The sequence below is a fragment of the Holdemania sp. Marseille-P2844 genome, assembly GCF_900120005.1.
Taxonomy (GTDB): Bacteria; Bacillota_I; Bacilli_A; order Erysipelotrichales; family Erysipelotrichaceae; genus Holdemania.
In genome coordinates this window covers 285,668-310,434 of sequence record NZ_LT635449.1, presented here as the reverse complement: position 1 = coordinate 310,434, position 24,767 = coordinate 285,668, and the positions used below count along the sequence as shown (strand labels likewise).

At 52.0% G+C, this 24,767-nt stretch carries 25 protein-coding genes and 1 pseudogene; 24 read left to right on the top strand and 2 right to left on the bottom strand.

The annotated features are described in order from the left end of the window. The first annotated feature begins 142 nt into the window (after positions 1–142). The 9 genes and pseudogenes from BQ7364_RS04155 (at position 143) to BQ7364_RS04125 (ending at position 9,726) form a co-directional block, all read left to right on the top strand. Positions 143–1,210: a BMP family ABC transporter substrate-binding protein gene (locus tag BQ7364_RS04155; RefSeq protein ID WP_072683546.1), complete on the top strand. Its 1,068-nt coding sequence runs from the start codon at positions 143–145 to the stop codon at positions 1,208–1,210. Positions 1,211–1,256: 46 nt separating this feature from the next. After that, positions 1,257–1,469 carry a hypothetical protein gene (locus tag BQ7364_RS17670; RefSeq protein WP_139248553.1) on the top strand — a complete coding sequence of 71 codons (213 nt, stop codon included), beginning with the start codon at positions 1,257–1,259 and terminating at the stop codon, positions 1,467–1,469. After that, a pseudogene (locus BQ7364_RS18320) lies at positions 1,457–1,651 on the top strand (helix-turn-helix domain-containing protein); the annotation flags it as partial. The gene BQ7364_RS17670 and the pseudogene BQ7364_RS18320, both read left to right, overlap by 13 nt. Positions 1,652–1,744: 93 nt before the next feature. Further along, positions 1,745–2,533: an ABC transporter ATP-binding protein gene (locus BQ7364_RS04150; protein WP_369802542.1), complete on the top strand. Its 789-nt coding sequence runs from the start codon at positions 1,745–1,747 to the stop codon at positions 2,531–2,533. Further along, the gene (locus tag BQ7364_RS04145; protein ID WP_072683544.1) at positions 2,523–3,860 is read left to right on the top strand and encodes an FtsX-like permease family protein; all 1,338 of its coding nucleotides are present in this window, start codon (positions 2,523–2,525) and stop codon (positions 3,858–3,860) included. Before BQ7364_RS04150 ends, BQ7364_RS04145 begins: the two co-directional genes overlap by 11 nt. Positions 3,861–4,063: 203 nt before the next feature. Continuing rightward, positions 4,064–5,596: an ABC transporter ATP-binding protein gene (locus tag BQ7364_RS04140; RefSeq protein ID WP_072683543.1), complete on the top strand. Its 1,533-nt coding sequence runs from the start codon at positions 4,064–4,066 to the stop codon at positions 5,594–5,596. Then, positions 5,593–6,684: an ABC transporter permease gene (locus BQ7364_RS04135; RefSeq protein ID WP_072683542.1), complete on the top strand. Its 1,092-nt coding sequence runs from the start codon at positions 5,593–5,595 to the stop codon at positions 6,682–6,684. The genes BQ7364_RS04140 and BQ7364_RS04135 overlap by 4 nt, the downstream gene beginning before the upstream one ends. Continuing rightward, positions 6,681–7,637 (top strand): ABC transporter permease, encoded by a 957-nt coding sequence (locus BQ7364_RS04130; protein WP_072683541.1) that lies wholly within the window; start codon positions 6,681–6,683, stop codon positions 7,635–7,637. The genes BQ7364_RS04135 and BQ7364_RS04130 overlap by 4 nt, the downstream gene beginning before the upstream one ends. 124 nt (positions 7,638–7,761) lie before the next feature. Next, complete coding sequence (locus BQ7364_RS04125) at positions 7,762–9,726, top strand: alginate lyase family protein (protein ID WP_072683540.1); 1,965 nt, start codon at positions 7,762–7,764, stop codon at positions 9,724–9,726. A 578-nt stretch (positions 9,727–10,304) separates the two neighbouring features. Here BQ7364_RS04125 and BQ7364_RS04120 read toward each other — a convergent pair. Both BQ7364_RS04120 and BQ7364_RS04115 read right to left on the bottom strand, forming a co-directional pair. Continuing rightward, entirely contained in the window at positions 10,305–11,747 is a 1,443-nt protein-coding gene (locus tag BQ7364_RS04120; protein ID WP_072683539.1) for a nicotinate phosphoribosyltransferase, read from the bottom strand. Between the two features lie 3 nt (positions 11,748–11,750). Further along, positions 11,751–12,350 (bottom strand): cysteine hydrolase family protein, encoded by a 600-nt coding sequence (locus BQ7364_RS04115; protein ID WP_072683538.1) that lies wholly within the window; start codon positions 12,348–12,350, stop codon positions 11,751–11,753. Positions 12,351–12,634: 284 nt separating this feature from the next. Here BQ7364_RS04115 and yfmF point away from each other — a divergent pair, with 284 nt between their 5' ends. From yfmF to dprA, 15 genes are all read left to right on the top strand, one after another. Then, positions 12,635–13,906 (top strand): EF-P 5-aminopentanol modification-associated protein YfmF, encoded by a 1,272-nt coding sequence (gene yfmF / locus BQ7364_RS04110; protein ID WP_072683537.1) that lies wholly within the window; start codon positions 12,635–12,637, stop codon positions 13,904–13,906. Further along, positions 13,890–15,188 carry an EF-P 5-aminopentanol modification-associated protein YfmH gene (yfmH, locus tag BQ7364_RS04105; RefSeq protein ID WP_072683536.1) on the top strand — a complete coding sequence of 433 codons (1,299 nt, stop codon included), beginning with the start codon at positions 13,890–13,892 and terminating at the stop codon, positions 15,186–15,188. Before yfmF ends, yfmH begins: the two co-directional genes overlap by 17 nt. Positions 15,189–15,373: 185 nt before the next feature. Further along, positions 15,374–15,730, top strand: a complete 357-nt coding sequence (locus BQ7364_RS04100) for a single-stranded DNA-binding protein (protein ID WP_072683535.1) — start codon at positions 15,374–15,376, stop codon at positions 15,728–15,730. An 80-nt stretch (positions 15,731–15,810) separates the two neighbouring features. Continuing rightward, entirely contained in the window at positions 15,811–16,500 is a 690-nt protein-coding gene (gene vanR / locus BQ7364_RS04095; RefSeq protein WP_006060879.1) for a VanR-ABDEGLN family response regulator transcription factor, read from the top strand. Continuing rightward, positions 16,490–17,614: a sensor histidine kinase gene (locus BQ7364_RS04090; RefSeq protein WP_072683534.1), complete on the top strand. Its 1,125-nt coding sequence runs from the start codon at positions 16,490–16,492 to the stop codon at positions 17,612–17,614. Before vanR ends, BQ7364_RS04090 begins: the two co-directional genes overlap by 11 nt. Positions 17,615–17,750: 136 nt before the next feature. Next, positions 17,751–19,139 (top strand): signal recognition particle protein, encoded by a 1,389-nt coding sequence (gene ffh / locus BQ7364_RS04085; protein ID WP_072683533.1) that lies wholly within the window; start codon positions 17,751–17,753, stop codon positions 19,137–19,139. Between the two features lie 101 nt (positions 19,140–19,240). Continuing rightward, positions 19,241–19,513 carry a 30S ribosomal protein S16 gene (gene rpsP, locus BQ7364_RS04080; protein ID WP_006060882.1) on the top strand — a complete coding sequence of 91 codons (273 nt, stop codon included), beginning with the start codon at positions 19,241–19,243 and terminating at the stop codon, positions 19,511–19,513. 3 nt (positions 19,514–19,516) lie between these two features. Continuing rightward, positions 19,517–19,771, top strand: a complete 255-nt coding sequence (locus BQ7364_RS04075; protein WP_006060883.1) for a KH domain-containing protein — start codon at positions 19,517–19,519, stop codon at positions 19,769–19,771. Between the two features lie 48 nt (positions 19,772–19,819). Then, positions 19,820–20,326 carry a ribosome maturation factor RimM gene (gene rimM / locus BQ7364_RS04070; protein ID WP_072683532.1) on the top strand — a complete coding sequence of 169 codons (507 nt, stop codon included), beginning with the start codon at positions 19,820–19,822 and terminating at the stop codon, positions 20,324–20,326. Further along, a complete protein-coding gene (gene trmD / locus BQ7364_RS04065) occupies positions 20,323–21,102 on the top strand; it encodes a tRNA (guanosine(37)-N1)-methyltransferase TrmD (protein WP_072683531.1) in 780 nt (259 codons plus the stop codon). Before rimM ends, trmD begins: the two co-directional genes overlap by 4 nt. 122 nt (positions 21,103–21,224) lie before the next feature. Next, a complete protein-coding gene (gene rplS, locus BQ7364_RS04060) occupies positions 21,225–21,572 on the top strand; it encodes a 50S ribosomal protein L19 (RefSeq protein ID WP_006060887.1) in 348 nt (115 codons plus the stop codon). A gap of 65 nt (positions 21,573–21,637) precedes the next feature. Beyond that, a complete protein-coding gene (gene lepB / locus BQ7364_RS04055; RefSeq protein WP_072683530.1) occupies positions 21,638–22,198 on the top strand; it encodes a signal peptidase I in 561 nt (186 codons plus the stop codon). Position 22,199: 1 nt separating this feature from the next. After that, the gene (gene ylqF, locus BQ7364_RS04050; protein WP_072683529.1) at positions 22,200–23,045 is read left to right on the top strand and encodes a ribosome biogenesis GTPase YlqF; all 846 of its coding nucleotides are present in this window, start codon (positions 22,200–22,202) and stop codon (positions 23,043–23,045) included. Continuing rightward, on the top strand, positions 23,042–23,665 hold the full coding sequence (locus tag BQ7364_RS04045; RefSeq protein WP_072683528.1) for a ribonuclease HII: 624 nt from the start codon (positions 23,042–23,044) through the stop codon (positions 23,663–23,665). Before ylqF ends, BQ7364_RS04045 begins: the two co-directional genes overlap by 4 nt. 263 nt (positions 23,666–23,928) lie before the next feature. Continuing rightward, positions 23,929–24,711, top strand: coding sequence for a DNA-processing protein DprA (gene dprA, locus BQ7364_RS04040; protein ID WP_072683527.1), 783 nt, complete (start codon positions 23,929–23,931; stop codon positions 24,709–24,711). Positions 24,712–24,767: the final 56 nt, after the last annotated feature.

The following is a 24,767-nucleotide window of genomic DNA, read 5'->3' as shown; positions in this document are numbered from 1 at the left end:
ATTTTCTGAATCAAAACCGGTTTTTTTCCTGACTTGCCGGAATTGTCTGAAGAAAACCACGCCTTAAGTTGACAAATGGCATTTTAAAAGTCTAATATTATACTGTAAGCATAGCTTGCACAAAGCAATGGAGGGAAAGAAAATGAAAAAATTGCTGACCTTTGCTTTAGCGCTGCTGATGGTTGCCGGCTGTTCCAACAATGGCGGAGGAACGGCTACACCGACACCAAGCGCTGACGCAAACACAGACGGTGAAAACACCGGCTGCACGATTACCATCGGATTAGTTACCGACTTGGGCGGTATCGACGACAAGTCCTTCAACCAGGGTACTTGGGAAGGCGTAGTTAAATTCGCGGAAGACAACAAGATGAGCGAAGATTGCTACGGCTACCTGCAGTCCTCGGCGGACGCGGATTACATCCCGAATCTGAGCACCTTCGCGGATCAAAAGAAAGATCTGATCGAAGCTCCGGGCTTCCTGTTTGAAGATGCGATGAAAGAAGTTGCCGATCTGTATCCGGATCAGAAGTTCGTTATCATTGATACGGAAGTTGACAAACCAAACGTTGCTTCCGCAGTCTTTAAAGAGCAGCAGCCTTCTTATCTGGTCGGTGTTGCCGCAGCCATGAAGGCGAAAGAAGCGGGCAAGACGAAAGTCGGATTTATCGGCGGCGTTGAAAACCCGATCATCGAACGTTTTGAAGCGGGCTACAAGCAGGGTGTTGCCAGCGTCGATCCGGCGATCGAAGTGCTGACGGATTATGCCAACGCATTTGACGATCCGGGCAAAGGCTCGACCTTGGCTCAGAAGCAGTACAATGACGGCGCGTATGTTATTTTCCATGCAGCGGGCGCAACGGGCAACGGTCTGATTAAAGAAGCGAAGGACCGCCGTGAAGCTGGCGAAGACGTCTGGGCGATCGGCGTTGACTCCGACCAGTATGACGCAGGTCTGATGTCTGACGGCAAATCCGCAGTTCTGACTTCTGCGCTGAAGCGTGTGGATACAGCGGCTTACTATTTCGCAGAACAGGTCAAGAACGGCACATTCCAGGGTGGAACAATGGTCTTTGACGCAAGCAATGACGGCATCGGCTTCCCGAAGGAAAACCCGAACCTGTCTGATGAAATCGTCAAGGCGATGGAAGACGCGTTAGCGAAGATCAAGTCCGGCGAGATCGTCGTTGACGAAGCAGTTCAGAAATAAGCTGATTTTCAATTTGTGAGAGGAGAGCGCAGGCTCTCCTTTCTTTTTGACAAAAGTTGAACTCTTTCATGAAGGTTACAGGTCTCTGATCGGAAGAGGACTTTTGTCAGAAATCCAATCGGTTTTTATCCCAAACCGACGCGGCAGAAGAGAGAAAACAGGTGGAAAACGAGGAACTCTACCGTTGGTAGGTGTTCCTTTTGGCGTGCTGCGCTACAATGAAAACGATGAAAGCGAGGATAAAGTATGGATCAGATAAAAATCGGCGGCTTCATCGCTATCCGCAGAAAGGAAAAAGGCTGGACGCAAAGTCAGCTGGCCGAGGTCTTGGGGATTACCGATAAAGCGGTGTCGAAATGGGAAACGGGGAAATCGCTGCCGGATTACGCATTGCTGACGCCGTTAAGCGAGGCGTTGGGAATCACGCTGAGCGAATTATTTTCGGGCGAATTGATCCGTGCAGAAGATTTAATGGAAAAAACAGATCAGGTGCTGCTGGAGGTGATCGCCGGATGGCTGGGCCGGGATGAGCAGGTGCCGGCTGACAAGTCCAGCTTATCTTGTCCGGTCTTGCGGCTGGAGCATGTCGCCAAGGTTTATGAGAATGACGGCGTACTGACGCAGGCGGTGCGGGACGTCAGCTTCACGGTGGACAAAGGCAGCTTTGTCGGAATCATGGGGGCTTCCGGCTGCGGAAAGTCGACGTTATTGAATCTGATCGCGACGATGGATAAGCCCAGCGGCGGAACGATTGAGCTGGATGGGCAGGATCTGGCGGAATTATCGGAAGCAGATCTGGCGGCTTTTCGCCGGGATCATCTCGGATTCATTTTTCAGGAATACAATTTGCTGGAAACGCTGACAATCCGGGAAAATATGATGCTGGCGCTCACGATCAAGCAAACGCCGAAAACTGAAATTAAAGGGATTGTGGAACACTGGGCTGCCAGGCTGGGGATCTCTGAGATTCTGCAGCATTTTCCCAGCGAGGTTTCTGGGGGACAGCGGCAGCGCTGTGCCTGCGCCCGCGCGATCGCGACGCAGCCCACGCTGATTCTGGCCGATGAGCCGACCGGGGCGTTAGACAGTCAGGCGGCGAAAGCGCTGTTGAAAACGTTGACGATGCTGCGCGGGGAGGGGGCGACGATTCTGATGGCGACTCACGACGTTTTATCCGCCAGCTATTGCGACCGCATCCTGTTGATGCACGATGGTCAGCTGCGAAAGGTGATCGAGCGGGGAAGTTTAAGCCCACAGGCGTTTTTTACCCGCATTCTGGACGCGATGGGATCGGTAAGAAAGGCGGCGGAGAATGGTTTTTAAATTAGCGTGGCGTAACGCCTGCCGCAGTGCCGGCGATTATTTTGTCTATGTGATGACGGTGATCATTCTGGCCGCACTGTTGTGTTTTTCCCATTGTGTTGCAGCGTTAGGACAGAGGCAGGCCGGATTTCAGACGGCGGCGCTGCCGCTTCTCATCGTTTCAATTCTGGTGCTGCTGGTCGGGGTTCTCAATCAGTTCATCGTGGCGCAGCGGGCTCAGGAGCTGGCCGTTTACCTTTTAATGGGAATGGAAAAACGCCGGTTGATCCAGCTGCTTCTTTTGGAATTGGGATGGATCGGAGCGTTCTGCTGCCTGTTGGGAATCTGGCTGGGCTGTGGCGCCGGTTGGATCCTGCTCTTTTCGCTGCCGGAGGGGGCGATCTTCGCCAACATGCTGCCGCTGTTTGGCCAGAGCGCGCTGCAGACGGCCGTCTGGTTTCTGCTGGCCCAACTTTTATCCGCTTATCCGGTTTACCGGAAATTATCGCGCCTGCAGATTTGTCAGCTGTTCGCCGAGCAGCGGCGGAATTCGCCTTTGAATCCGGATCAGCGAAAGCGGTGGCAGACAATCTTTCTGGTCAGTCTGGCGGTCTATGTGTTCCTGCTGATCCTGCTGGTTCGCGGAAACGAGGAAATCATGATGTTCTCCATCGCGTTCATCGCGATCCCCCTGCTGCTCAGCGTTGCCGCTTTTTACAAGTTTGTCTATGCCGCAGGTTCAGGTCTGCGCCGCACCTGCCCCTCTGCGCTGCTTGAAAATGACCGTTTGCTGAAGATCGCGGAATTCAGCGGCGGGGCGAAAAGCGGAGCACTTCTTAACACGGTGTTCTGTGTCTGTCTGATCTTCGCGTTTACAGCGTTTTGTTTCGGCACGCTGTTGTTTGCGGAGGGGCTGGTTGTTGGTGATCCGCAGACGCAGCGCTGGATGGGGTTCTTGCAGATCAATATCGGACTGATCTTTCTGGTTCTTTATTTTTCAATGCTTTCCTTAACGCAGCTACTTCAACTGCGGCGGCAGAGGCGCGCGCTTATGATTCTGCACGCTTTGGGCAAAAGTGAGAAAGCGCTGAACCGCTGGCTTGATTATCAGGTTATCGAAGGTTTGAGTCTGCCCATGGGCATGGGGATTGTTTCGCTGGGGCTTGCCGCGCCCTTTGTCAATTTCAAATTGAATGCGATGCTGCTTCCGGCGATGCCCGATGTTCTGTTTCAGATCGGCGGCGTGTTTGTTTTATGCTTTGGGATTTTGTATTGTATTTATTTTTTTGCGGCTGCCGCGTTTAATCGCCGTTTTCTGCGAAGACTGCTGGCGCCCCGGACAGGCTGAAAATCAGAAGTCCAACGTTGCTTTACTGAATTGCCTGAAGCGGGGAAAGAAGCCGAAGTCTTCCAGCGCTCAGATTTCTTTTTTCTGTTCACAAGCACTGCTCAGGTGTCAAATGTCACATTTATTAGCGGAAAACGCAAAAAAAGCCACCGGGAGAGGAGGGAAGTATGTTATAATTTTGGATAGTTAATGGAGGGAAAATAATGAGTTATGCGATAGAGATGCTCAACATCACCAAGGACTTTCCAGGCATCCGCGCCAACGACGATGTGACTCTTCAAGTAGAGGAAAAAAGCATTCATGCTCTCTTGGGAGAAAACGGGGCCGGAAAATCCACGCTGATGTCGATTTTATTCGGTCTGTATCAGCCGACCCGCGGCACGATTAAAGTGCGGGGACAGGAAGTAAAAATAACAGACCCGAATGTCGCCAACAGCCTGGGGATCGGGATGGTGCATCAGCATTTTAAATTGGTAGAATGCTTTACGGTCACTGAAAATATTATTCTCGGACTGGAACCGAAAACAAAATTCTATACCACGGATATCAAATCGGCGGCGCAGCGGATTCAGCAGCTGAGCGAAATGTACGGGCTGAACGTCGACCCGTATGCCAAGATTCAGAATATCTCGGTCGGCATGCAGCAGCGCGTCGAAATTTTGAAGATGCTTTACCGCAATGCGGACATTTTGATCTTTGACGAACCGACGGCGGTGCTGACGCCGCAGGAAATCCATGAGCTGATGGAAATCATGCGCAATCTGACCAAGGAAGGCAAGACGATTATTTTAATCACGCATAAATTGAAGGAAATTAAGGAAGTCGCCGATGTGTGCACCGTATTGCGGCGCGGCCGGTGCATGGGGACGATTCAGGTCGCGGAAACTTCGGAAGAGGAAATGGCAAAGCTGATGGTCGGCCGGGAAGTCGATTTCGGCGTTGAGAAGCAAGCTCAGCAGCCCGGCAAGGTCGTGCTGGAGATCGAGCATTTGAAAGTCAAAAACTCCAAGGGGCTTTTAGGCGTGAAGGATTTCAGTCTGCAGGTGCGCGCCGGTGAAATTGTCGGCGTGGCAGGCATCGACGGCAACGGACAGACGGAGCTGGTGTATGCGCTGACCGGACTGGCGAAGGCGGAAGGCGGCAAGGTGCTGCTTAACGGCAAGGATATCACGCACAGCTCAATCAAGCACCGGATCGAAGCCGGGATGGGCCATATTCCGGAAGATCGGCATAAGCATGGTTTGATTCTGGATTTCAAACTGAAAGAGAACATGGTTATTCACAGCTATAACGAAGCGCCGTATGCGAAGAACGGCCTGCTTCAGATGGCGGCGATCGACAGGAAAACCGACGAACTGATCGAAATGTTCGACGTCCGCAGCGGTCAGGGCCGGGAAACGATTACCCGCAGCATGTCCGGCGGCAATCAGCAGAAAGCGATCATCGCCCGGGAGATCGACCGCAGTCCAAAGCTGCTGATCGTCGTTCAGCCGACGCGGGGACTGGATGTCGGCGCGATCGAGTACATCCATAAACGGATCGTGCAGGAACGCGACAACGGCAAGGCAATTCTGCTTGTTTCGCTGGAGTTGGACGAAGTGCTGGCGCTGTCTGATCAAATTGCCGTGATGTTCAACGGCGAGCTGACCGGCTGGGTCAAAGCGGAAGAGACGGATGAAAACGAGCTGGGTCTGATGATGTCCGGTTCGATCCGGAAGGGGGTTGGCGAAGCATGAAAAAAAGAGAAAAACTGGCAGCTCCGTTAATCGCGGTTCTGCTGGGTCTGTTAGTCGGCATGATCATCGTCATCGCCAGCGGGAAATCGCCGGTGCTGCTGATCTCGGCGATTGTCAAAAGCTTCTGCGGCTTTGACATCCTGGCGCCGGGACCGATCAACCCGCGCTACTTCGGCGAGTTTATCGTCTTCTCGATGCCGCTGATTTTGACCGGTCTGGCGGTCGGGTTCGCTTACCGCACCGGTTTGTTCAACATCGGCGGCGAAGGTCAGGTCATGGTCGGGGCGCTGGCGGCGACCGTCGTCGGCATTCTCGTACCGCTGCCGCCGGTGCTGCACGCGATCGTCTGTTTGATCGCCGGCGGCGCTGCCGGGGCATTATGGGCCTTTTTACCTGGCTTTTTGAAAGTCAAACGGAATATCTCGGAAGTCGTCACGGCGATCATGATGAACTATGCCGCGCTGTACTTCTGCAACTACATCTTAAAGGCGCTGCCGGGTTCAACCCAGACCCGTACAGTGGATCTGCCGGCCTCGGCGCTGATCAAATCGGATTTTCTCAAGCAGATCACGAATAATTCCCGCCTGCATTGGGGCATTCTGGTCGTCATTCTGGCGGTGATTGTTTATCACATCGTCATTGAGAAGACGACGTTCGGCTACAGTCTGCGGGCAACCGGCTTCAATGCCGAGGGCGCACGTTATGCGGGCATGAAGGTTGAACGCAACGTCGTCTATGCGATGATGATTTCCGGCGTTATGGCCGGGCTGGCAGGAGCGATCATGGTCTTGGGCACCTTCGGCTACGGACGCGTGCTGAATACGGCGGAAAACTACGGCTTTGACGGCATCGCCGTCGCGCTGGTCGGCGGGTGCAACGCGATCGGCATCTTCTTTGCCGGCTTGTTGTTCGGTCTGCTGAAGGTGGCGCAGCCGCTGATGCAGTCGATGCAGATTCCGAAGGATATCGCAACGATCATCTCCTCGACCATCATCATGTTAGTCGCGATGCAGAACGGCATCATCTTCATTATGAACTGGTTGTCAAAAAAGAAAGAAACGGCGGAGAAAGGAAGTGAAGAAGCATGAGTTTGTTCTATAACATGTTTACGATCACTCTGATGATCTCGGCTCCGATTATCATCGCGGCGCTGGGCGGCTTGTTCAGCGAACGCAGCGGCGTCGTCAACATTGCGCTGGATGGCATCATGCTGGTCGGAGCGTTTGTTACCGCAGCGGTGGTTGTGGTGCTGGATCCGACCGGAGCCAACAGTAAGACGGCGATTCTGATCGGCTTGATCGCGGGCATGGCGGCCGGCGTGGTCTTCTCCCTGCTGCATGCCTATGCGAGCATCGACCTGAACGCGGACCAGACGGTTTCCGGGACGGCGCTGAACTTGCTGGCGGCCGGCATCACGGTCTATCTGTGCCAGATTTTCTTCAACCAGCAGCGTACCCCGGCGTTTATCCGCGGTATCACGCGCATTGATGTGCCGGTCTTAAAGGACATCCCGGTATTGGGCGAGATGTTCTTCAAGCAGGTGCATCCGACCTTCTATCTGACGATCATCCTCGTCTTTGTAACCTGGTTTGTCGTCTTTAAAACACCGTTCGGTCTGCGCATGCGCTCCTGCGGTGAATTCCCGCAGGCTTCTGCGTCGATGGGCATCAACGTCCGCCGGATGCGCTATTTCGGCGTGCTGGTTTCCGGCGCGCTGGCAGGCCTGGCCGGGGGCGTCATGGTCTTGACCCAGGACGTTCAGTTTACCGTCGTGACCATTCACGGTTTCGGGTTTATCGCGATCGCGGCGCTGATCTTCGGTAAGTGGAATCCATTCGGCGTCTTAGGCGCCGGCATGTTCTTCGGCTTCTCCCAGACGCTGGGCTTCTACGCGAAGGACATCCCGTTTCTGGCGACGCTGCCGACGGAATTCTTCAGCATGTTCCCGTATGTTCTGACGATCATCGCGCTGGTCATCTTCGCCGGCAAGTCGGTCGGTCCGAAGGCGGCGGGCGAAATATACGATACAGGCAAACGTTAAGACTGAGCCGGCTGAAATTGTGCAATTCCATTCAGCCGGTTTTTCTTTTTCCCTGTTAATTCTGGTATAATCAGTAATAAAGAAAGAAATCAGATTTCATCGCTGATAAGGAAAGAGGATATTGATGAAGATTGAAGAAATCAGAAAATCATGGCGGCAGCTTGTCGCGCAGAAAGAGTTCAAGCAGGTAGCGGAATTGCTGCGGCAAAGTCCGGAGCGGGAAAAAATCATGCAGCGGGGACGGGAGCTGTGCGCGCATACATTTGTGTTCGATCATCCGTGGGACATGGAACGGTGTCTGACGCCGCATACCATGGAAACGATGAATTGGAATCAGGTGTTCAATGACGACGAGGAATGGACATTCATGCTCAACCGCATGGATTACTGGTCGGCGCTGGCCAAAGCGGCGCTGATCAGTCAGGATACGCGCTATCTTGATCAGGCGAAAGACTTTTTGCTTGACTGGATCACGCAGCATCCCCAGATTGAAGCCAGTCTGTCGACGCGTACGCTGGATACCGGCATCCGTGTGGTCAACATGCTGGAATGCGCAGCGCTTTTGGAAGCAGCGGAAAAGCTGAGCGAAGAGGAGCTGACATGGATTCTTACAAGCGTAGAGAATCAGCTGGCGTATTTGAAAGCGAATTATATTGAGAAATACACCTTGAGCAACTGGGGCAGCATTCAAACCTGCGGGATTATCGTGTGCTCGGCAATGATGGGAAAGGATCCGCGGCAGGATGAAGTCTACCGCTGGGCACTGGAGGAACTGGAAACCCAGATGCAGCTTCAGATCGGATCCGATGGCATGCTTTGGGAACAATCGACGATGTATCATGTCGAGGTGCTCAACAATGTGCTGCGGGTATTGGATTACGCGCAGTATTATCCGATTCCGCTGACGGATGAAATCCGCGAAAAAGCACATGCGATGACTCGGGCGCTGATGCATATGATGATGCCGGATCATCAGATCGAAACCTTCGGCGACTCCGACCGGGTCAATGCCGAGGATGTCATGAACAAAGGCGCTATTTTATTTGACGATCCGCAGCTGCGCGCGATGGGCAGCGATCAGGGCGACAGCGATCTGCTTTTAAACGGCGGGATGCCGGCCTGGCGCAAGCTGCAGACCCTGCCGAAGCAGACGCCGCAGACGTTGCTCTATGCCGGGCAGGATTGCGGCATCGTCGTACGCCGGAGTGATTTCGGCCGGAGCGCAGAATGGATGATGGTGCTTAACGGCGAGCTGGGCAGCGGTCATGGTCATTCGGATAATCTGCATTATTCGATTATCCACCAGGGTCTGCCGTTTGTGATCGACCCCGGCCGCTTCACCTATCGTGAGGATCATCCAGTCCGCGTCGAACTGAAAGGGATGAGCGCGCACAACACGGTGGTTCTGGACGATCAGCCCGGCAGCGTGCCGGATTCCAGCTGGACCTATCAACGGTTTCTGCGTCCGTTGGCAACGCTCATCCGCGATACGCCGGAGGGCTTGTATTGGGAAGGGGGCGTATTGACCGAACAGCCGCAGATGACGCACATCCGGAAGCTGATCATGCTTCCGCAGGGCTGCTGGGTTGTCTGTGATGAGATTTTCTGTGAGGGCGGGCATACCGTTGTCAGCCGGATCCAGCTTGATCCGCAGGCAGAGGTCAGCAGCAATCAATCGGATTGGCAGTTGAAACAGGGAACAGTCAAGCTGAATTATCATCATGAAGGCTTGCCGGTCAGCGTGGAACAGGGACCGTGTTCGCTGCGCTACAACGAATTGCAGGACCATAAAATCCTTGCCAGCCGGGGAACGATGCGCGGATCGTTGTTTCAGGACGAGCTGTTTTATGGCGAGGACTTCCGGCTGGAACCGGCTGAGGTTGTGCAGCCGGGCCGCGGAAAGCTGAGGCAAGAGGAAGTCAGCGCCTGGCGGTTTGTCCGGGGTGAAGAAAGCTATACGTGCGTCATTTTCCATCAGCAGCTTTACCGGGGAAAGAAGATTTTGTATTGCGAAGGGCTGCCGCTGCACAACCAGGCCTGTTTGATTATCAGGAAAGCGGGCTTGAAAAAGCTGATCCGGCTGAAATAAAGCGGGCGGAACTGGGTGTTTAAAGCTGCAGGGAAGCATGAAAAAACTGAAAATAATAAATTGAAATGCCTGCTTGGAATGAATTGGCAAAAGGGGAAGGCGGCGCTGCAAAGGCAGCGCCTGTCATCCCTGACGTTTATTCGCGTGAGGGCAAACTAAAGTGCGCTGACTCTTTGTGAAAAGGGATGCAGCGCTTTTTTTTGACTGATAAAACTTTTTGACTGCCGGTCTTTCTGATCGTGTCCAAAGTCAAGGTCAACGGGTCTATTAAATCATTGCGGCACAAAGACCTTCGCCGCTTAATTCATCAATAAACTGACGGCAACAGGCCTTTTAAAATACAGCGGCATAAAGACCCCGGATTTTCATCTGCTGCCTGTCTTTAATAACGAAAGTCAAAAAAGCTGTGGATTTGTATAGCGATGAAAAGACGGAATATCAACTGGTAAGACGGACGTTTGCGTAAAACAAAAAACAGCGCCGGTTTGCGCAAAAATGGATAGCGGCCTTCAAGAATATAAAAAAGGAGAAAGAATGAAAAAAAGAGAACGCTGAGCGCGTTCTCAAGAAGATAAGAATTAGATTTTAATGGTGTTCTTTTCAATCAATTCCTGTTTCAAATCATAAAGCTGGCGGGAATAATCGACATAATACCGATGCGGATAACGCAGCCGTTTGACTTCCTCCCACAGCGTATCCATCTGCTGCATGCAGTAGTTTTTAACTTCTTCCGTTGTAGGAACAGTATAAACTAACTTGCCATGATCGAAAATCTGTTCCTGCAGCTCGCGCATTTCATAATCCTTGATCCGTTTCTGCTTCCACGGCGCCTGCGGATCAAATAACAGATACTCATCCGTCGGAATTACTTCGTCGCGCAGCGCTAATAAATCGGCGATCGCCTGATGATTCTCTTTGTCATAGAACCGGATGATTTTCTTAAAGCCCGGATTGGTCAGCTTTTCCACGTTGCCGCTGATCTTGATCTTCGGGATAATCTGACCATCTTTTTCATGCGCTACCACTTTGTAGACGCCGCCCAAGACCGGTGTGGATTTGGCGGTGATCATGTTTTCACCCACGCCGAAGGTGTCGATCTTCGCATCCTGCATGATCAGATCGTCGATTAAGAATTCGTCCAGCGAATTGGAAACGACGATCTTGCAGTCGGTCAGACCGGCCGCGTCGAGCATTTTCCGTGCTTTCTTTGACAGATAAGCCAAATCGCCGCTGTCGATCCGGATTCCTTTTAAACGGTGGCCGTTCGGAATCAATTCCTCCTGGGCCACTTTGATCGCGTTGGGAATGCCGGAATGCAGCGTGTCATAAGTATCGACCAACAGGATGCAGTTGTCCGGGGAAACCCGCGCGTAGCTGCGGAAGGCTTCCAGCTCGCTGTCATGCAGCTGAACATAGCTGTGGGCGATCGTACCGCTGACCGGGACGGCATATTTCTGACCGGCAATCGTGCAGGCGGAACCGGCGCAGCCTGCGATGTAAGCGCCGCGGGCCCCTTCGGTGGCGGCGTCGAAGCCATGCGCCCGGCGCGAACCAAATTCCAGGACGGCCCGGCCCTTGCTGGCACGGACGATGCGGTAGGCTTTGGTTGTAGTCAATGTTGGATAGTTGATGCACAAAAGCAGAATGGTTTCCAGAATCTGCGCCTGAATCAAGGTGCCGCGGATGGTGACCAGCGGCTCGTTGGCGAACACCGGCGTTCCCTCCGGAATCGCCCAGACGTCCACGTCCATCGTCATCGTTTTTAAATAATGCAAAAAATCCTCGTCAAAGTAACCCGTCTGCCGCAGATAATCAATCTGCGCGTCCGTGTAATGAAAGTTTTGAACGAAATCAATAAACCGGTGCAGGCCGTTTAAAATCAAGAAGCCGCCGCCGTCTGGAATCGTCCGCACGAACATATCGAAGTAGGCAATTTCCTCATGTTTATTCTCTTTAAAATACGCATACGCCATCGTATATTCGTAAAAATCGGTCAGCAGCATTAAATCTTCGGGTTGCATTTGTTATTCCTCCTCGTTGTTCACGACATGAATACCGGCGTTGGCCATCAATTTCAGCGCCCAGTGCCCATAGTCCTTGGCACTGTGTCCCGGCGCGTCGAAGGTTGCGACCTGATCCTTCGGCACGATGACTTCAATACCCAGATCGTTTTGATTAATATACCCTTTTAAAGATAAAGCAAACTGCAATACGCAAATATCGGTGCAGCAGCCGACGATCATCACGGAACGCAAATTGGTCATCTGCTGGAACACTTCTAAAAACTCAGGCTGAACAAAACCGTTGGTCGAATTCTTTTCCAGGATGATAAATTGATCGGCATAGGGCTTCAACTCCTTGATCAGTTCGCTCTCCTCGCTGTCTTTTAAACAATGCGGCGGAAAGCTGGAAAATTCTTTCGCGCTTTCATTGTGGCAGTCGCGGAAGGCGAGAATCGGGAAATCGCGCTTTAAATAAGCTTTCACAGTATCCAGCACGGCTGGGGTGATCTGATCAATTTTCGGGTCCGCCAAGGCTCCGGTATGGATAAAGCCGTTGATCATGTCGACGACGACCAATAAGGAACGGTCGTCTTTTTCTTTCAGAAAAAGTTCTGTTTTCATCTCTTTGGCCTCTTTTCTTCTTGCTTATTGATTATCATAACAAAATTTTTAAACGATGAAAATGAAATCATCCGAATTTGTCCTGTTTTTTCAATAGAAGAGGAAAACGGGTTTTTTCTAAACGGGAATTTTGCTGAATTTCGGGTCTGATCATCAGCGCGTCAGTTCGCTGCACTCCCTTTGCGGGCGTCTGCTTTCGCAGTCTGATCGCGGGGGAAAAGGAAAGATTTTCTGTTTTTTGCCTGGAAAGTGGGATATACTAGGTAGCGAAGGAGGAACGTTTGATGAGAAAAGAAACCCTTTGTAAAAATGTTGAAATGCATATTCTGGAAACCGGAAAATTCAAGGATGTCATCCTGTCATTCCGTTTTTTTAATGAACTGAAAACTCCGGACAGCTGGGTCAGGACCGTGTTGGCGCTGATGTTGGCAGACCGGTGTGAGAAATATCCGACGAAGCGGGAGGTATCCTGCTGCCTGGATGGATTGTATGGCGCCAGCGCGTCGGCGCGGACGACGACCTATGGTCAGGGACAGATTCTGGAATTCCGCGTCAAAGCTTTGAATGAAAAATATGTCGGCGGGGATCTGTTGCAGCGGCAGATCGCGCTGGCTTCGCAGTTTCTTCTGCATCCGCTGAAAGACGGGGATCAGCTGTCGAACGCATTATTTAAGGAAGCCATGATCAATTTAAAAGCGATGATCCAACGCCGCAGCGACAATCCGGCCTCCTATGCAGCTTCTCAATGCGCGAAACTGCTGGGTGAAGGTCAGGCGTTAGGCATCAGCGTGCTGCCGACGATGGAAGAAGCGGAAACAATTACACTGGCGCAAGTCAGCGAAGCCTATGAAAAAATGATCCGCGAGGACCGAATTGATATTTTTGTGGAGGGACAGGTGGATCCGGCGACCGTGATCTCGCTGTTAAAACACGCGTTCCCATTCGAAGACCGTGAGCTGGAAATCAAAAGCGAATATCTGGCGGAAAAGGAAGCGGCTGAAGAAAAATCTGAAACCCGTTCAATCGATCAGACGACGCTTGTCATGATGTATCCGACGCACGTTGCGCTGAGTGGCCCGGATTACTGGGCGCTGCGCACCGGCAGCTGCATCTTCGGCCAGCTGCCGACGTCGTTATTGTTTCAGGAGGTGCGGGAAAAGCGCAGTCTGTGCTATTCAATCTATTCAAGCATTCTTTCCTACGACGGCGTAATGAGCGTCAGCACAGGAATTGACAAAGCGCATCTGGACGAAGTGAAGGAATTGATCGAGCAGCAGCGCCAGCGCATGGCTGAGGGTGCTTTCGACGAGGAAATGCTGGAGACTGCCAAGGAAATGTTGATCAATTCGATCCTCGCTTCCGAGGATGATCCACTCTCGATGATCAACCGGGAATTCCAGAACTGTCTGCTGGAACAGACGCAGACGCTAGAGCAGATCAGCGACCAGATCCGCAGCGTTACGCGCAAGGCCATCATGAAGCTGTTTGCCGCGATGGAATGCAAAGCGGTGTTCGCATTAATTCAGAAGGAGGACGTCCATGAAGAAAATTGTTAACGCGCAGTTTGACGAAACGTGGTATACGCATACGCTGGATAACGGATTAAACCTGATCTTCTGGCATAAGCCGGAATTTGTCAGCACAGCCGTGGTCTTTGCGACGCCCTACGGCGCTCTGGACTACCGACAGATCGACAAGGACGGCAATCATCTTGATTTTCCAAGCGGAATCGCGCACTTTCTGGAACACAAGTTATTTGAGTCGGATGAAGGCGACGTCATGGATGATTTTTCGCGGATGGGCGCGAATGTCAACGCGTTTACCTCCTACAACGAAACGTGTTATTACTTCACGACCAGTCATGGTGATCTGAAGGAACCGCTGAATCTGTTACTTGACTTTGTGCAGGATCTGCGGATTACCGACGAATCGGTGGAAAAGGAAAAAGGCATCATCAATCAGGAATTGAAGATGTATTTGCAGATGCCGGACAGCCGGTTGATTTTTGAAACGTTTAAGGCGCTGTATCACAAGCATCCGCTTAACCGTGATATCGGCGGGGATGAAAAAAGCGTCAACGCCACAACCCGGCAGCTGTTGGAGGATTGTTACAAGCTGAACTATCATCCTTCCCGCATGACGTTGATCGTCGCAGGACCGCAGGACCCTGAAACGTTGTTGGAATGGATTGAGGAAAATCAGCAGCCGAAGTCGTTTGAGCCGGTCAAGGATGTCGGAAGGTATCTGGAAGAGGAACCCCAGACGGTGGTGTCCAGCCATACGGTCATCCCGATGGACGTCGCCGTCCGCAAGGTCAGTGTGGCGTATAAATTTGCGCCGCTGAAGACCTCGGCCAAAGAGCGGGTGCGCCAGGAGTGGGCGATTCGGTGTCTGCTGGAATCGCATTTCAGCGCGCTGAATCCGGATTATCAAAAATGGCTGGACAATGAAATCATCAACGATTACTTTGGTTATGAAATTGATCTGGGCAAGGATTACGCAATGATGATGTTCTATAATGAAACGGAAGACGCCGCGGCGTTTACCCGATTTGTCGAAGAACAGCTGAATGGGTTGAAGAACCGGGCTGTCGACTATCAGCAGCTGCAGCTGTTAAAACGGCGGTATTTCGGCGAAGCGATGCGGACGTTTAACAATATGGAGGATATTGCGGTGGCGATGATTCGAAATCAGTTCAATGGCGTCAGTTTCTTTGATACCCTGGAAATCATCGGTCAGCTCGATCAGAAGCAGGTGCAGGAAGCGTTCGAGGCCTTGAAATTTGATCAGCGCAGCGTCGTGGAAATCAGTCCGGCCAGAGGTCAGACTGAGGCTTAACAGTCCTTTTGACGGTGCTGAAATAAAATTTAGAAAAAAATCAAAAAATGGAGAATTCTGACTTCTCCGTTTTTTTTGCATATTTTCCGCGTGATAATTCCAGCTAACTATGAAAAAAAGGTTGAATTCGCCGGTTTGCCAGCGGGGAAGGTCTGCGGCATAATGAAGCAGCAAGGAGGAAAGCTATGTTAAATTTCATGGTATTAGTAGGAAAGGTCAAAGAAATTCCCGAAATCCGGCTGACAGCGGCCGGCACAAAAATCGCGACGATGTTGCTGGAGGTCGACCGCGGATTCCGCAACAGCAATGGCGAGTATGATCAGGATGTTTTTAATGTTGTGCTGTGGCGGGGGATTGCGGAAACCTGCGCGGATTTACTGCGTCCCGGTTCGGTTGTCGCGGTGAAAGGCCGGCTGCAGGCGCACAATTACGAGCCGAAGGAGGGGCAGATGTATTACAACGCGGAGATCGTGGCGGAAAAGGTTTCGTTTATTTCAGTGAAACCGCTCAACAATCCGCCGTTAGCGGAAATGGCGGTGTGACGTTTATTTCTTTGTAAGAATTTGCAGATTGTTGGAAATCCGTTTATAAGCTATACTTGAAATCGAAATGAGGGATAATGATGAATGAGAAAATCCTGATCGTCGACGACGATGCGGAAATCGCTCAGCTGGTTTCAGTTTATCTGAAAAACGAAGGTTTTCAAACAACCGTGGAGTACAGCGGAACGGAAGCGTTGAAGTTAATTCGGGACCACAAATTTGACCTTGCGGTTCTTGACGTCATGCTTCCTGACTGCAGCGGATTTCATCTGTGTGAAGAAATCCGCAGCCATTATAATTATCCGGTCATCATGCTGACGGCCAAAGGCGAGGATATTGATAAGATTACGGGGCTGACAATCGGGGCTGACGATTACATCACCAAGCCGTTTAATCCGGTTGAAATGACAGCCCGCGTCAAAGCGCAGCTGCGCCGGTATATGCGCTATAATTCCCAGAAGCGGGACGATAATATCATTGATTTTCAGGGATTAATCTTAAATTGCAGCACGCATGAATGCACGCTGTATGGAGAAAAGCTGAATCTGACGCCGACGGAGTTTTCAATTCTTCAGATGTTGTGTGAGAATCGGGGCAAGGTCATCAGTTCGCAGGATTTGTTTGAAAGCATCTGGAAGGAAAAATACTTCGAGTCCAACAATACGGTGATGGTCCATATCCGGCGCATCCGCGAAAAGATGCACGAACAGCCGCGCAATCCGAAATTCATAAAGACGGTGTGGGGAATGGGGTATAAAATTGAAAAATAGCCTGCGACGATTTAAGATCCGGCTGTTTCTGGAGTTAAGCCTGCAGATTGTCGGCGCGATTCTGCTGCTTTTACTGGGACTGCGGCTGGTCGATGGAATTTTAAATGATTTTATTGCGAATTTTCTATTCTCACTGGACAGCGACCTGTATCGGTTCTGCGTACGCAACAAAGCGGCGCTGTTGTTTTTAATCGGTTCCGGCACGATTATGATCGTCATCTATTTTACGATCCGTAAGACTTCGAACTATCTGGAACAAATCATCACCTCGATCAACCAGGTTTTTAATAAAGATGAGAATTTGGTCGTGCTGCCGACGGATTTTAAGGAAATTGAGAATCAGCTGAATTCGATTAAATTTGAAACGCTGCGCAGCGAACAGGCGCAGCAGCAGGAACAACAGAAGCGCGATGATCTGGTCGTTTATCTGGCGCATGATTTAAAGACGCCGCTGACCTCGATTATCGGATATCTGTCGTTGTTGAACGATGAGAAAGAAATCAGCGAGGAACTGCGCGGGAAATACACGCAGATCGCTTTGGAGAAAAGCTATCGGCTGGAAAGTCTGATCAATGAATTCTTTGATATTACACGGTTTGCGCTGCAGAAACAGACGCTCAATAAAGAACCCGTGAATTTAAGCGTCATGCTGCAGCAGCTGACCGACGAGTTTTATCCGTTGTTTGAGGAGCGGCAGGTTCAGTGCAGGCTGCAGCTGAAAGAGGGCGTGATGATCGAGGCTGACGCCGACAAACTGGCGCGGGTATTTGATAACCTGCTGCGGAATGCATTGGCGTATTGCGACAGGAACAGCGATATCGAGATCACCATGCAGGAAAACGCCGGCGGGGTGGAGCTGATGTTCGCCAATATCGGACCGCAGCTGAGCGACGATCAGATCAGCCTGTTATTTGAGAAGTTCTACCGCGCGGATCCTTCGCGCAGCGCCGCTACCGGCGGCGCGGGATTGGGACTGGCGATCGCCCGGGATATCGTGGAGATGCACGGCGGCACGATCAACGCTGTCGGTCAGGGCAAGCGGATTGAATTCCATCTGCACTTTCGCGCTCTGCCTAAAAACACAGTCCGGAAAGTACCGCTGGATAAAGCTTGAAAAGGAGAAAAGGAGGCTGTGTTTGCGCCTTCTTTTTTTGATTTTGAGCAAAAACCGCTGAAACAGGTGCTTTGCCCCGGATTTCTTGGTATAATAAATCCCGGATAAGAAATTTGCAGGAAAGGAAGAAACAAGTATGGCATTTGAATCGTTGACAGAGCGGCTGAATAAAGCGTTTAAGAATATCAGCGGCCAGGGCAAACTGACTGAAAAAAACATGGACGACATGCTTCGGGAAGTCCGGCTGGCTTTGCTGGAAGCGGACGTCAATTACAAGATCGTCAAAGATTTTTTAGTAAAGGTTAAGGATAAAGCGGTAGGGCAGGAGGTCTATACCTCGCTGAATCCGTCGCAGATGGTCGTTAAGATCGTTCACGACGAACTGGTCGCACTTTTAGGTGAGAAGGAAGCGACGCTGAACTTTAAGGAATCCGGCATGACCGTCGTCATGATGGTCGGTCTGCAGGGAACCGGTAAAACCACGTCTGTCGGCAAGATTACTTCGCTGTTAAAACGAAAATATAATAAGCATCCGATGTTGATCGCGGCGGACGTCATTCGTCCGGCGGCGATTGAGCAGCTGCAGACGTTAGGCAAGGAAGTCGGGGCCGAAGTGTTCTCGCTGGGAACGGAAACCGACGCTGTGGAAACGGTCCGTCAGGGCCTGGCGCATGCGAAGGAAATCGGCGCGGATATTGTGTTGATCGATACGGCCGGCCGTCTGCACATCGACGAAGCGCTGATGGAAGAACTGGCGAAGATCAAGGAAATTGCCAAACCGGACGATATTCTGTTAACCGTCGACGCGATGACCGGTCAGGATATCATCAACGTCGCGCAGGCGTTCCATGAAAAGCTGGACGTCACCGGCTTAGTCGTCACCAAACTCGACGGCGATTCCCGCGGCGGCGGCGTCTTGTCCGTCCGTTCGATCACTCAGGTGCCGGTAAAATTTATCGGTTTGGGTGAAAAGATGGAAGATCTCGACGTCTTCTATCCAGACCGCATGGCCGACCGGATTCTCGGTATGGGCGACATCATGACCTTAGTCGAACAGGCCCAGGAAAAGATGGATCTGGAACAATCCGAAAAGAGCGCCCGCAAGATGATGGAAGGCACCTTTACGCTGGACGATATGCTTCAACAGGTCGAACAGGTTCAGAAGATGGGCTCTTTAGGCAGCATCATGAAGCTGATTCCGGGACTCAATCAGTTCGCTTCCCAGCTTGACGATGAAAAGACAACGAAGCAGATGAATCGTTCCAAAGCGATCATCCTGTCCATGACCAGGGAAGAACGTCAGGATCCGGGTATTCTGCGCGCCTCCCGCAAGAAAAGAATTGCGGCCGGCAGCGGCACGACCGTGCAGGAAGTCAACGCGCTGGTCAATCAGTTTGAGAAGACCCGCCAGATGATGAAGCAGATGGCGCAGATGCAAAAGGGCGGCAAGCTGAATATGAACGCTCTGATGGGGCAGAAGAAGGGCATGAACATCCCGCTGAACCCACGCCGCCGCAAGTGGTAAAAAGCAGAAATACAAGAAAATGAAGCCTGTAAAGGAAAAACACTTGACAGGCTTTCTTTTTATGATATGATGAGTAAGTAATTTTCAGGAGGTATAGAAAAATGGCTGTTAAACTGCGTTTAAAGAGAATGGGTGCTAAGAAGGCTCCGTTTTACAGAATAGTCGCTGCGGATTCCCGCTTCCCAAGAGACGGACGTTCCATCGAAACGATCGGATACTACAATCCGACAACGAATCCGGCTACCGTTAAGATTGATGCGGATCTGGCAATGAAGTGGCTGAGAAACGGCGCGCAGCCTTCCGATACAGTTCGCAATCTGTTGTCCGGCGAAGGTCTGATGAAGCGTTTGCACGAAGAAAAAAACGCGAAGTAAAGTATGGCAGAACTCGATCTGGAGAAAGTCTTACTGAACCTGGTCAAGCCGATGGTGGAAGACCCGGACAGTGTTTCAGTGAAGTCGCTGCCAAGTCTTAACGAAAACGAGATCCTGTTAGTGGTGTATGCCAAGAGCGAGGATATCGCCCGTTTGATCGGCCGCCAGGGAAGCATGGCTTCCGCGCTGCGGCAGCTGATGAACGTGCCGGCCCGGATCGAAAACCGCCGGATTTCGGTAAAATTTGAGTCGTATTAAGAAGGATGCCCTGCATCCTTTTTTCAAAGCAGAGAAGGGGGAAGCCGGATGAAGAAAATGATCATTGGCAAAATTGTCAACACCTTTGGTATCCGCGGAGAGTTGAAGGTGGTTCCGGATACGGATTTCATTGAAGAACGCTTTGCGCCGGGACAGACGTTGATCGTCTGCCTGCCGGAAGGTGAGGCAGAGGTCACGATCGCGTCGGTTAAGGAACATAAAGGTCTTTTGCTTGTGCTGCTGGAAGGCGTGACGAACATCAATCAGGTAGAACATTTCAAGGGCTGCGAACTGGCAGTTGATCAGGACGCCCTGCCGCCCTTAGCGGAGGGTGAATATTATTTCTTCCAGCTCAAGGGCTTAAAAGCGATTGATCCGCAGGGGAACGAATTGGGGACTGTCGTGCGGATGGAAGCCTCGGCGGCGCAGAATCTGATCCGATTGAAAAAACCGGACGGCAAGCAGGCGTTAATTCCGTACATCGACGTTTTTGTGAAGCAGGTTGATCTGCAGGCCAAAACGATCACGCTCGATCTGATCGAGGGACTGTTATGAAAATCACGATCCTGACGCTGTTCCCCGAAATGTTTGAGGGCTTTTTGACGACGTCGATCATCAAGAAAGCCCGCCTGAAGGGGCTGGCGGAAATTGAAGCGGTCGATATCCGCGAATTTACCGACGATAAGCACAACCGCGTCGACGAATATCCTTTCGGGGGCGGTCAGGGGATGATCATGAAATGCCAGCCGGTGCTCGATTGTCTGAAAAGCGTCCGGACGCCCCAAAGCCGGGTGCTGCTGATGGGACCGACCGGCCAGCAATTTAACCAGGCCAAGGCCCGCGAGTTGGTAAAACAGGATCACCTGATTCTTTTGTGCGGTCATTACGAGGGCTTCGATGCGCGGATCCGCGCGTATGTCGACGAGGAGATCAGTATCGGCGACTATGTGCTGACCGGCGGCGAACTGGCTTCCATGGTGATCACCGATGCGGTGACGCGCCTGGTGCCGGGCGTGATCACGGAAGAAAGTCATCTCGATGAATCGTTTGAGAACGGCCTGCTGGAATATCCGCAGTATACCCGGCCGGTGGATTATGAGGGTCACACCGTGCCGGAGGTGCTGCTTTCCGGCCATCATGAAAACATCCGCAAATTCCGGCTGAAGGAGTCGCTGCGGCTGACGCTCCAGGTGCGTCCGGACTTGTTGGAAAACCGGAGCTTCACCAAGGAAGAACGGAAGCTTCTGGATGAAGTGCTGGAAGAGGAAGAAGCGAAAGCGGAGGCATTTCTGCAATCAGAAAGTCCGGAAAATCAGGAGAATCTGGAATAAAAAGGATTGCTTTTTGACCTCGCGTATGTTATAATAATACAGCTTAATAGCGTCCATGTTCCGCTGATTCTGCTGAATGAATGAGCATCGGATAAAATCGAGATTTGAAAAGGAGAAAAAGTATGAATCTGAATTTAGTCAACGAAATCACAAAAGATCAGCTCCGTACCGACATTCCGGAATTCCGTCCGGGCTGCACAGTCAGAGTTGACGTCAAGATCAAAGAAGGCGACAAGTCCCGTATCCAGGCGTTCGAAGGTCTGGTCATCGCGAAGAAGGGCAGCGGCATCGCTGAAACCTTCACGGTTCGTAAAATGTCCAGCGGCGTCGGCGTTGAAAGAACATTCCCGCTGCATTCGCCAATCATCGACAAGATTACCGTCGTCCGTCGAGGCAAGGTCAGAAGAAGCAAGCTGTTCTATCTGCGCGGCCTGTCCGGCAAAGCGGCTCGTATCAAAGAAATTCGCTAGTCGAAGCCGGAGCTATCCGGCTTTTTCTTTTGTTGCGCCCCAAAGCGGCGCAGGGAGGAGTTGCCATGGAAGAAAACAAACAAGCGCCGATCAACTGGGGACGGGAGATTCTGGATTTCCTGAAGATGCTGCTGATCAGCATCGTCGTCGTGTTCCTGTGCACGCGGTTTTTAATCCGGCCGGTGCGGGTCGACGGCGATTCCATGTATCCGACGCTGCACAACAACGCGATCGGGTTTTCCAATATTCTGACTTACCGGATGCAGGGCTTAAAGCGTTTTGATATCGCGATCATCTATGTGCCGGAGAAGAAGGAATATCTTGTCAAGCGCGTGATCGGACTGCCGGGGGAAACGATCGAATACCGTCAGGATCAGCTGCTTGTCAACGGCGAAGCTGTGGCAGAAGATTTCTTCGATCAGGACTACAAGCGCAGCCAGAGCGCCAACGGCAGCTTCACCCAGGATTTTGGACCGGTGACGCTGGCGGATGACGAATACTTCATGCTCGGCGACAATCGTCCGTATTCCAGCGATTCCCGCTGGTACGGCCCGTTTAAGAAGGAACAGATCAAGGCGAAGGACGTTGTCGTGCTGTTCCCGTTTCAACAGATAGGAGTGCATTGATATGACCATTCAGTGGTTTCCCGGGCACATGACAAAAGCCAGACGGGAAATGCAGGAAAATTTAAAGCTGGTCGATTTAGTGATCGAGCTGCGCGACTGCCGGATTCCGCTGTCTTCCAAAAATCCGATGCTGGATGAAATCATCCAGATGAAACCCCGTTTGATCGTGCTGTCAAAAAAAGATAAAGGCGAAGCGGAAATCACCCAGCAGTGGATCGAGAAGCTGAAGGACGATACGACGCTGGTCATCGCCGCCGATCTGCTTCACGACTCGTTTGTGCCGAAGCTGACGCAGGCCTGCAAGGAAGTCATGAAGGAAAAAATCGAACGGATGATCCGCCGGGGAATCCGGCCGCGCGCCATCCGCGCGATGGTGGTCGGCGTGCCCAATGTCGGCAAATCCACGATGATCAACCGGCTCGCAGGCAAGAAGATCGCCCAGACCGCAGACCGGCCGGGCGTTACCCGTTCCCTGCAGTGGGTCAAGCTGAACAAGGATGTCGAGCTGCTTGATACCCCGGGTGTGCTGTGGCCGAAATTTGAAGATCCGACCGTCGGTTTTCATCTTGCGCTGACCGGCGCGATCCGCGATGAAATCTTACCGAAGGAGGAGGTCGTGGTCTATGCCCTGAAATGGCTCAGCGTCAACGAGCCTCAGCGGTTAAAGGAACGCTACGCGCTGGAGAACCTCGCCGCGGATCCCTATGCGCTTTTGACGCAGATCGCCGTTGCCCGCAAGCATTTGAATAAGCAGGGCGAGGCAGACCTCACGCGCACGATCGACATGGTGATCAACGAAATCCGCAACGATAAGCTGGGACCGATCAGCTGGGAGCGTCCGGCATGAATCATCAGGCTGGATTGGAATATGAGCGCAGCTTCTGGGATCAGGGCAAGCATGTCGTCGGCATCGACGAAGCGGGTCGGGGACCGATTGCCGGGCCGTTGGTCGTGGCGGGAGCCGTGTTCGACATCGGCTACGCGAATTCTGAAATCTACGATTCCAAAGCGCTGAGCGAGAAAAAACGGGAGAAGCTGTTTTCGCTGATCCTGCGGGAAGCCCGCTGCTACAAGATTAAAATCGTCACCCCGGAAGAAATCGACACGCTCAATATCTACCGCGCAACGCAGAAAGCGATGGAAGAAATCGCCTGTGAAATTAACGCGGAAGCCGTATTGACCGATGCGATGCCCCTGCTTCACTGCGCCAAGCCGACGCTGTCGATCATCAAAGGCGATCAGAAGAGCCTGTCAATCGCGGCCGGCAGTATTCTGGCGAAGGTTGTACGGGATCATATCATGCTGGGCTACGACCGCTTATATCCGGACTACGGCTTTGCCAGGCACAAGGGATATCCGACCAAAGCGCATCTGGAAGCGATGGAGAAATACGGCGTGCTGCCATTCTACCGCAAAAGCTACGGTCCGGTTGCCCGGATGAATCAGATGACGCTGGATTTGGATTGATCGTGATCATTTCCCGACCGTTGAGATAAGTGAGATTGAACAAGGAAAGAAAATGGTCTGCCTCTTACGGATCATTTTTTTGCTTTTGAGGATCGCGGGGATTCGAGGAGGGCGGACCGGAACTGCGGAATCCTTGGAACAGCCATTGGCCGATTTTTAACGTGATTTAGGCTTAACGGTAAAAAAAACGGGCTGTTGGTAAAAAAAACAGGATTTTTGGAAAATCCTGCGTATATCTTTTATAGAAGGGATTCGGTGAAGATATGCGGAAACAAATTTTAGGGCTGGCCCTGCGTTATCAGGGGGAATGGGAAAAGATCACGGAAGGACTGAAACGGGGAGAGAAACCACCCTGCCCAGCGATTGCCGTTCCGTATGTGACCTGGGCGGATGCGGAGTATCCGGCGCTGCTGCGGCAGCTGCGCTTTCCGCCCTGGATTCTGTTTTACCAGGGGAATCTGGCGCTAGCCGATCTGCCGGCGACGGGGATCGTCGGTTCACGGCGAGCCTGCCGCTATGGCTTAACGATGACGGAACGCTGCTGCGGGGCGTTAAAGGACGAGGTGATCGTCAGCGGGCTGGCGCTGGGGATCGACGGGGCAGCCCACCGGGCAGCCTTGCGGTTATGCCGGGGCACGATCGGAATCGCCGGCTGCGGACTGGACCGGCCCTATCCGGCGTATAACCGTGATTTATATACGGAACTGCCGAAAGCCAATCTGCTGCTGAGCGAATATCCGCCTCAGACGCCGCCGCTGAAGCATCACTTTCCTTGGCGCAACCGGCTGATCGCCGCGCTGAGCGACCGGATCGTCGTCATGCAGGCGGGATTTCACAGCGGCACGATGCTGACGGTCAACGAAGCGATCGAGCTGAACCGGGAGGTCTGGTGTTTGCCCTATCCCGCAATGAATAAGGAAGGCGAGGGCTGCAACCTGCTGATCAGTCAGGGCGCGGAAATTCTAATGGAGCCCTCCCAGCTGACGCGAACGCCGCAGGAACGGCGTCAAGCCTGTAAAAACCGTGTTAAAACCATGAAATTTTAAAAAGACATTTGTAATTTCCTTGAAGTTATGGCAATATAGGTTATTGGAACTGAGAA

What these genes read in the sequence shown, in the direction of transcription:
- BQ7364_RS04145 (WP_072683544.1), top strand. Translation starts at nt 2,523, where the DNA reads ATGGTTTTTAAATTAGCGTGGCGTAACGCCTGCCGCAGTGCCGGCGAT.
- vanR (WP_006060879.1), top strand. Translation starts at nt 15,811, where the DNA reads ATGAATGAGAAAATCCTGATCGTCGACGACGATGCGGAAATCGCTCAG.
- dprA (WP_072683527.1), top strand. Translation starts at nt 23,929, where the DNA reads ATGCGGAAACAAATTTTAGGGCTGGCCCTGCGTTATCAGGGGGAATGG.
- trmD (WP_072683531.1), top strand. Translation starts at nt 20,323, where the DNA reads ATGAAAATCACGATCCTGACGCTGTTCCCCGAAATGTTTGAGGGCTTT.
- lepB (WP_072683530.1), top strand. Translation starts at nt 21,638, where the DNA reads ATGGAAGAAAACAAACAAGCGCCGATCAACTGGGGACGGGAGATTCTG.
- BQ7364_RS04100 (WP_072683535.1), top strand. Translation starts at nt 15,374, where the DNA reads ATGTTAAATTTCATGGTATTAGTAGGAAAGGTCAAAGAAATTCCCGAA.
- yfmF (WP_072683537.1), top strand. Translation starts at nt 12,635, where the DNA reads ATGAGAAAAGAAACCCTTTGTAAAAATGTTGAAATGCATATTCTGGAA.
- yfmH (WP_072683536.1), top strand. Translation starts at nt 13,890, where the DNA reads ATGAAGAAAATTGTTAACGCGCAGTTTGACGAAACGTGGTATACGCAT.
- BQ7364_RS04120 (WP_072683539.1), bottom strand. Translation starts at nt 11,747, where the DNA reads ATGCAACCCGAAGATTTAATGCTGCTGACCGATTTTTACGAATATACG.
- BQ7364_RS04075 (WP_006060883.1), top strand. Translation starts at nt 19,517, where the DNA reads ATGGCAGAACTCGATCTGGAGAAAGTCTTACTGAACCTGGTCAAGCCG.
- ylqF (WP_072683529.1), top strand. Translation starts at nt 22,200, where the DNA reads ATGACCATTCAGTGGTTTCCCGGGCACATGACAAAAGCCAGACGGGAA.
- ffh (WP_072683533.1), top strand. Translation starts at nt 17,751, where the DNA reads ATGGCATTTGAATCGTTGACAGAGCGGCTGAATAAAGCGTTTAAGAAT.
- rplS (WP_006060887.1), top strand. Translation starts at nt 21,225, where the DNA reads ATGAATCTGAATTTAGTCAACGAAATCACAAAAGATCAGCTCCGTACC.
- BQ7364_RS04125 (WP_072683540.1), top strand. Translation starts at nt 7,762, where the DNA reads ATGAAGATTGAAGAAATCAGAAAATCATGGCGGCAGCTTGTCGCGCAG.
- rimM (WP_072683532.1), top strand. Translation starts at nt 19,820, where the DNA reads ATGAAGAAAATGATCATTGGCAAAATTGTCAACACCTTTGGTATCCGC.
- BQ7364_RS04140 (WP_072683543.1), top strand. Translation starts at nt 4,064, where the DNA reads ATGAGTTATGCGATAGAGATGCTCAACATCACCAAGGACTTTCCAGGC.
- BQ7364_RS04115 (WP_072683538.1), bottom strand. Translation starts at nt 12,350, where the DNA reads ATGAAAACAGAACTTTTTCTGAAAGAAAAAGACGACCGTTCCTTATTG.
- BQ7364_RS04130 (WP_072683541.1), top strand. Translation starts at nt 6,681, where the DNA reads ATGAGTTTGTTCTATAACATGTTTACGATCACTCTGATGATCTCGGCT.
- BQ7364_RS04045 (WP_072683528.1), top strand. Translation starts at nt 23,042, where the DNA reads ATGAATCATCAGGCTGGATTGGAATATGAGCGCAGCTTCTGGGATCAG.
- BQ7364_RS04155 (WP_072683546.1), top strand. Translation starts at nt 143, where the DNA reads ATGAAAAAATTGCTGACCTTTGCTTTAGCGCTGCTGATGGTTGCCGGC.
- rpsP (WP_006060882.1), top strand. Translation starts at nt 19,241, where the DNA reads ATGGCTGTTAAACTGCGTTTAAAGAGAATGGGTGCTAAGAAGGCTCCG.
- BQ7364_RS04135 (WP_072683542.1), top strand. Translation starts at nt 5,593, where the DNA reads ATGAAAAAAAGAGAAAAACTGGCAGCTCCGTTAATCGCGGTTCTGCTG.